7 protein-coding genes are annotated in these 6,370 nt (G+C 62.2%); 1 reads left to right on the top strand and 6 read right to left on the bottom strand.

Features of this window, described 5'->3' with window-relative positions; genetic code table 11:
• The 6 genes from V7050_RS16995 to V7050_RS16970 all read right to left on the bottom strand — a co-directional run.
• A partial coding sequence (locus tag V7050_RS16995; RefSeq protein WP_324410885.1) for a terminase large subunit domain-containing protein occupies nucleotides 1-928 on the bottom strand: 928 nt, incomplete at its 3' end.
• A gap of 591 nt (nucleotides 929-1,519) precedes the next feature.
• Complete coding sequence (locus V7050_RS16990) at nucleotides 1,520-1,750, bottom strand: hypothetical protein (RefSeq protein ID WP_324374316.1); 231 nt, start codon at nucleotides 1,748-1,750, stop codon at nucleotides 1,520-1,522.
• The gene (locus V7050_RS16985; RefSeq protein WP_324374314.1) at nucleotides 1,747-2,160 is read right to left on the bottom strand and encodes a hypothetical protein; all 414 of its coding nucleotides are present in this window, start codon (nucleotides 2,158-2,160) and stop codon (nucleotides 1,747-1,749) included. Before V7050_RS16985 ends, V7050_RS16990 begins: the two co-directional genes overlap by 4 nt.
• Nucleotides 2,157-2,375 (bottom strand): helix-turn-helix transcriptional regulator, encoded by a 219-nt coding sequence (locus V7050_RS16980; RefSeq protein ID WP_324374312.1) that lies wholly within the window; start codon nucleotides 2,373-2,375, stop codon nucleotides 2,157-2,159. Before V7050_RS16980 ends, V7050_RS16985 begins: the two co-directional genes overlap by 4 nt.
• A 34-nt stretch (nucleotides 2,376-2,409) precedes the next feature.
• Nucleotides 2,410-3,159, bottom strand: a complete 750-nt coding sequence (locus V7050_RS16975; protein ID WP_324374310.1) for a hypothetical protein — start codon at nucleotides 3,157-3,159, stop codon at nucleotides 2,410-2,412.
• Nucleotides 3,147-4,442 (bottom strand): tyrosine-type recombinase/integrase, encoded by a 1,296-nt coding sequence (locus V7050_RS16970; RefSeq protein ID WP_324374308.1) that lies wholly within the window; start codon nucleotides 4,440-4,442, stop codon nucleotides 3,147-3,149. Before V7050_RS16970 ends, V7050_RS16975 begins: the two co-directional genes overlap by 13 nt.
• A 620-nt stretch (nucleotides 4,443-5,062) precedes the next feature.
• On the opposite strand from V7050_RS16970, the gene V7050_RS16965 reads away from it, so the two are divergent.
• Nucleotides 5,063-6,118, top strand: a complete 1,056-nt coding sequence (locus V7050_RS16965) for a DUF262 domain-containing protein (RefSeq protein ID WP_324374306.1) — start codon at nucleotides 5,063-5,065, stop codon at nucleotides 6,116-6,118.
• Nucleotides 6,119-6,370 lie beyond the last annotated feature (252 nt).

Below are 6,370 nucleotides of genomic sequence, written 5' to 3'. Positions count from 1 at the left end.
GGCGGGGAAGGGTCCCGAGCCCCTGGGGGCGGTTGCTCCCGGGCCAGTAGAAGGCCGCCGCCGTCATGCTGGCAGACCCGCCGAGATCGATCCCGATCACCACCGGCCCCGAGCGGGCGGGCAGCTCCGCCACCTCGCAGGCCAGCCATTCGTCGAGCGTGATCAGGAGATCGCGGCACTCCCCGGAGACCCGCTCGTTGCGGTTGTAGAGCCGGAAGCTCGTGAGGCTCGACCCGCCCCGCGCGATCGCCCGTCGCGCCTGCGCCTCCAGCCACTCGAGCGAGCTGCCGATCCCGTATTCCGCGCCGGGATTCGCCACCTGCAGCGACTCGCGGTCGTCGGCCGGGAGCGCGGGCGCCGGCCGGTGCTCCTGGACGTAGCTCCCCGGCACCGGGTCATCGATCCAGCGCGAGAACGGGTGCGCGTCGTCCGCCGCCGAGGTCGAGATCAGGAGCGCGCGGCCGCCACGCTTGCCGAGGCCGGAGAGCAGCGCGTGCTCGAGCTCGTCGCCGCGATCGAGCGCCCAATGCCCGCGCTCGTCCAGGATTGCCATGGTGGGCGCGCCGCCGAGCGCGCTCTTGCCGTCCGCGGCGATCACGCGCAGCACATGCCCGCCGCCGTCGCCCTCGAATTCGATCTCCAGCCGGGGGGCACGGCGGTAGATCAGCCGGCGCTGGACCTCGAGGGGAAGGGACGCGGCGAAGCCGGCCGCGAAGTCCCAGGCGATGCGCCCCTGGTCGCGCGTCCTGGCCGCGACGATGATCTCCCGCCGGGGCTGGCGATCCCATGCGCCGACCAGGCCGCCGAGCGCGATGCCGGCCGCGAGCGCCGACTTGGCATTGCCGCGCCCGATGCTGAGAACGGCCGCCGCGGTGCCTTCGGCGAGCGCCCCGGCCACGAAGCTCCGCTGGAACGGTGCCAGCTTCACCGGCTTCCCGGCATTCGGCCCCTCCGGGATCGCCAGCGATTCGAGGAATGCCGTGCAGCTCCCGGCCGGAGCTGCCCCCTCGGCCTGCGCGAAAATCGAAAAGGCACCCACCGGTTTCCGTTCGCCGGCGCAGGTGCCGGCATTGGGACCAGATGCGCCGAAGAGATCGATCTGCTCTGTCTCTCCGCTCCCGTACATCGTCCGCCTCGTGCGCCTCTCTCTGTTCAACCGTCGCTCTGCCCTCTGCTCACTGGTGAGGGTTGCTGTGACGGTCAGCATGGCGACTTCTGAGCCGCCCGCTGACCGCCGCGATCTTGCCTGCTCACCGGAGCCGGGCCGCCGCTTAGGCCACGCCTCCGCTGTCCAGCGTCGAAGGCGCGCACTCCATTCGTTCACCGCCCGCTGGTGGCAGTGCTATCGGGCGTGGAGCGACAGGCTCTCGCCTGCATGGCCGCCCGGTTGGTGGTGTGATAGCTTCCCCGAGTACCACCGTGTCGCGCCGCCCCTCGGTCAAGTCGTTAAGCCCTGGGCGCCGCCGTGTTCTGTGTTCCCGCCTGCCCGCCCTGATCAGGGGCGAGGGCGGATGTGTTCTTACCGCTCGATCACCTCCATCATCGGTTCGTGGGCAGTGCCCAGCTCCGACACCAGACGCCGCATGATCGCCGCTTGCTTGGTGGTCGGCCGCCACGATGGGCGCTTGCCGTGCCGGGCGATGGATTTGACGAAGCCAGCCAACCATTCGTCCGACCCGTCAGCCAGCACGCGACGGACGACGGCCGGCCAGCGGTGCAGAAGGATTTCGTCGAGCTCGCGGCCGGTCATATCGCCACCTCGCGCGAATGCCGGAAAAAATCAGCCTGATCAGGCGCTTCCATGGCCTCAAAGGCCGCGGTCGCGTATGCCTTGAGCTCGGGCCGGCGGGCGAAGAAAGCCCATTCCCGAGCGTCGTCCATCCCGCCGAGGAACGCGGGCAAGGGGGCGCCGGCCGGTCTGATGGCCGCCGCCGCGGTCGCGATCGAATGTTCGGGGGCGAGCGAGCTGAGCGCCGCGAAGGCGAGCGCCGCCCGCTCGGTCTCGGCAAGGCGCGCCGCCGCCACGATGGTGAAGCCGGCCCATGCCTTGGGCGTGCCGATGGTCAGCGTGAAGCCGATCATCCGGGACACGCGCAGGTGATTAGGCCGCATGCCCTTCGAGAAGGAAGGCGATTGCCTCGAAGCGGCCACCCGGCTCATGCGGCGGCTTCCGCGCTGCGCTCGGCCTGGGCGGTTTCCCAGGCCTCAAGATCGGCGATGCGCCAGAAGCGCATGCGGCCGATATGGAGAGGCCGAGGAAATGCCAGGCGGCCGTCCTCAAGCCAGCGGTCGATGGTCCTGATAGTCTTCCCGTACCGCGCAGCAGTGCGGGCGGCGTCGATGAAGTGGGGGGAGATGGGATTATCTGCCGTCATAAGCAGACAATCGGGTGCCCGTTTGGCTATGTCGTCACGACTTGGCCACGAAATCTTCTAGGTAGTTTCGCACCGCTCCATAGCTCGGCCTGTTCCCTTCATTCGCTGGCCATGATGCCTGGACTTCACGGGCGAGCTCGCGCGCAGAAATGGCTTTCGTCCGCTTGGTCTTAATCCGCCGCGCGAGCTGGTGTGCAATTGCCCGACGCCTGTTCGCAGGCACGGCCTTCATCTTCGCGCCCTTCAGACGATTGGCGGCGGCGGTCTTCTCGCGAACAACCATCTGGTCGAGGCCAAGGCGCCGCCACCGCCACCACTCGAGCAGACGCCCAAGTTGGATCATCCCGTGAATTCGCTGTGACTCGACCGGCCTATCCACAAATGCCATGTGATGCATGATCGCAAACGCGAAGAGAAAGAACGTCTCATTCTCCCCGGCATCATAGGACCGGGCATCGCACCGTGCGCCCGTAGCTTGTCTGACGCGATCGGCAACTTCTCCCGGAGTAAGGTGTCCGACAATTCCCGGGTCAAGCAATTCCGCGATCCCAAGATCGCGCAGTCTTGTCCTGGCGGCTTCGAGCGCGTCATCGTGCCCCGCCAAGCCACCCGAAAACAGCGCCAACATATCGAGGAATGGCACCTGCCGGCGGGGAACGTCGGCGTCGATAGCGCCAATGCTTCCGGGTTCAGTTCGCATGAATTCCCGGATAGGTTCCAATGCACCGGAGAGGCTCGCACTAAACCCGTCAAGAACCCCACCAATGGAGGTCAGATCAGGCATGACGATCTCCATGCCCGCGCCTCGAGCTGCACCACGTTCGCCGGCTTCTCAACGGTCAGCCCGTCAAGATAGTTCGCCCAGGCCTGAGCCGCGGATCGCTTCTCGGCCGCGTAGTCGTGGCGATTGTAGATCGCTGCCACACCCGAGATCGTGCCGCTCTTGTGGTTCAACATGGCCTCGACAACATGCACCGCGATGCCGAGCCGCGCCATGCCGGAAGCCGCCGTGCGCCGCAGATCGTGCAGACGCCATTCCGGCAGCGTCACCTTGCCGGGATCGTCGCCTCGCTCAGCGGCGAGCTTGCGCAGCTCGGCGAGCATCGCCGCGTCCAGCCGTTCCTTGGCCCGGCCGAAGCCCGAGACCGGCCGCGGCTCGGTGTGGCCGTCGCGGGAGAATGCCGCCGGGAAGACGAGCGCAGAGCGGCGCATCAGGCCTTCGAGGATCGTGATCGCCTGATCGGCCATCGGCACGTCCGACGCGCGCTTGTTCTTCGTCCGCTCGCCGGGCAGGTGCCAGATCGCCGCGCCCATGTCGATCTCCGCCCAGGGCAGCGATGCCACTTCGTCGCGTCGCTGGCCGGTGAGCAGCAACAGCCGAAAGAGCGGCCCGAACGGCTCACCCATCGTCTCGCAGGCCTTGACGAAGGCCCGCAGCTCTTCGTCGGTCAGCACCCGGTCGCGTGCCCGTTCCTGTCCGGGCGCCTTCACGTTGGCCGCCGGGGAGGCTTCGAGAATGCCGCGCTCGACCGCCCACGAGAACAGGCGCCGGATGTTCGCGAGCACCCGGTTTGCGCGAGCGCCCGAGGCCGTCGCTTCGATCCCGTCGAGTAGGTCGAGAATGTCGCGCCGCGTGATGGTTTCGATCGGCCGGCTGCCGATCTTCGGATAGAGGTGCAGGGCGAACATGCGCGCCACTTCGTCGGCCGTCCGGTTTCGCGGCGCGGCATACTTCGTGATGAAGGCATCGCCAACGCTCTTCACCGTGTCGGGCTCGCGCTTTCTCGCCTCGGCCTTCGTCGTCGCCGGATCCTCGCCGCGATCGACCGCAGCCTTTGCTTCGCGCCAGCCCTGCCGGGCCTCAGCGAGCGACATGGCCGGGAAGGTGCCAAGGGTCAGCTTGCGCTGCCGGCCGTGCGCCCGGAGCTTGTAGATCCAAGCCCGCGTGCCCCCGTGGGAGATGCGCAGCGCGAGGCCGGGAAAGCCGGCGTCGTAGTGCTCGACCTGGCCGCTCGAGGGCGGTTTCAGCCGATCGACCGCGGCTGCGGTGAGTGCGCGTTTCGGCATGTCCGAGTGTCCTCTTAGGTACCACCTAGGTACCATTTAGGCCCGTCTTAGTCTGTCTGCAAGTGTCTGGCCGTGTAACGCTAGAAACATGTAACGCGCGGAAATCACATGAGAAACCTGCCGAATTATGACTGCAAGTGTCTGCGCCTGTCAGGCTATGGATACGGACTGAAAATCCGCGTGTCGGTGGTTCAAATCCGCCCCCGGGCACCACGAACCGACTTTTTTCAAATAAAATCCATGACTTAAGCGGCGAAGTTAAGGTTGATCCGACCGGGATTTGAAGAACTGACCCGATAAGATACTCGATCTCTGAGGCGGGCAGTTGGTGAATTGCGTGTTTGGACGGTCAGGTTAGGCAGACGACCATTAACGGCAAGCCCAAGATTGTGGCACTGATCGCTCAGCGACTACCGTAGCGTAGGCAACCGGGAGGGGCTATTGAAGCACATTGTGATCCGCAGCTTCTCGTCTGGCGGCAACGTTCTGGGACGATCGTGGCAGCAAACACGGTCATTGCGGATGTTAGGGTTCGCGCATTACCCGCAGTCGACCAGGGTAGTTTCCAGCTATACACCAGGGCAAGTGGTGATCCGAGGCACGAAAGGATCGAACGAAAGATGACGGCGCTAGCACACGAAGATGCTCCCGAGCACATAGACGACAAAGATGTTGTATATTCCATTACAACGTTCGGGGCCGACTTCGATGTGGACGGGATCATATCGAGAATGGACAGGGGTGATATTTTTATCCCCGAGTTCCAGCGCAACTTTGTATGGAAGAAACCGCAAGCATCGCGGTTCATTGAGTCAATACTACTTGGACTACCTGTCCCGAGCATCTTCTTATATAGGGAGGCAAGTCAAAGACATTTAATCGTGGATGGCCTTCAAAGACTTACTACATTGCGCGCCTTTTCGAAGGAGAGATGGCCGGATAGCGACAAGGTATTCAAACTTGTAGATGTAAAACCAAAGTTTGAGGGCAGGACTTTGACCGAATTGTCGGAAGAAGATCAGAGACGCTTTCGCGATTCCGTTTTGCACGCAATGATTATCATGCAGAGCTCTCCAGAGAATGATCAGAGCTCAGTGTATCATATATTTGACCGGTTGAACTCAAACGGAACGCCGCTTCAGCCCCAAGAGGTAAGGGCTGCAATTTACCACGGTCGTCTTCAGCAACTGCTCGGGGAGTTGAATGAGGGGGATGACTGGAGAGCAATATTCGGGCCAAAGCACAATAGGTCCAAGGATCAAGAATTAATACTAAGATTTTTGGCGCTCCGATTTAACCACCAGAGCTATCAGAAGCCAATGCAAAAATTCTTGAACGGCTTTATGGAAGATTATCGTGATATATCAGTAGAGCAGTCGCGCAAATGGGCGACAATTTTTAACAATACATCAAATTTAGTCGTCCGCGCTTTGGGAAATCGTCCATTCAGGCCGCAACGCGCACTGAACGTCGCAATATTTGATGCAGTGATGGTGGCGGTTAGCTTGAACGCAAGCGCAAGTGAGAATGCAATCTCAGATGCTTACGGAAAACTACTACACAATCCATCTTTCGAAAGAGCAACAACCAGGGCTACCTCTGACGAGACCAGTGTGGAAAGCAGAATCTCTCTTGCGATGGAGGCGATTAGTGCTGCCAAATCGCGTGCGGTCTAATAGGGACCAAATTATATCCCTCTTTAACGTTGTAGACAAGGCTGCCTCAGCCTCAGATATCGCTATATTGCCAATTTTTTCGAGCCATATGGTGGTAAAGAGTAGCGGATACGTCGAATTCGCGGTTCGAGAAATTGTATCAGAATATGCGGATAGGCACTCTAATCTAAAAATTGTGAGGTTTATCGCTAGGAAGATTAGCTGGGCACCCGCATTTACCTGTCAGTTTTCGTCGAACCGTGATTCACTCGG

Source organism: Amaricoccus sp., from assembly GCF_036846665.1.
Lineage (GTDB): Bacteria > Pseudomonadota > Alphaproteobacteria > Rhodobacterales > Rhodobacteraceae > Amaricoccus.
The sequence above is the reverse complement of the archived record's forward strand: the minus strand, read 5'-3'. Positions and strand labels throughout refer to the sequence as shown.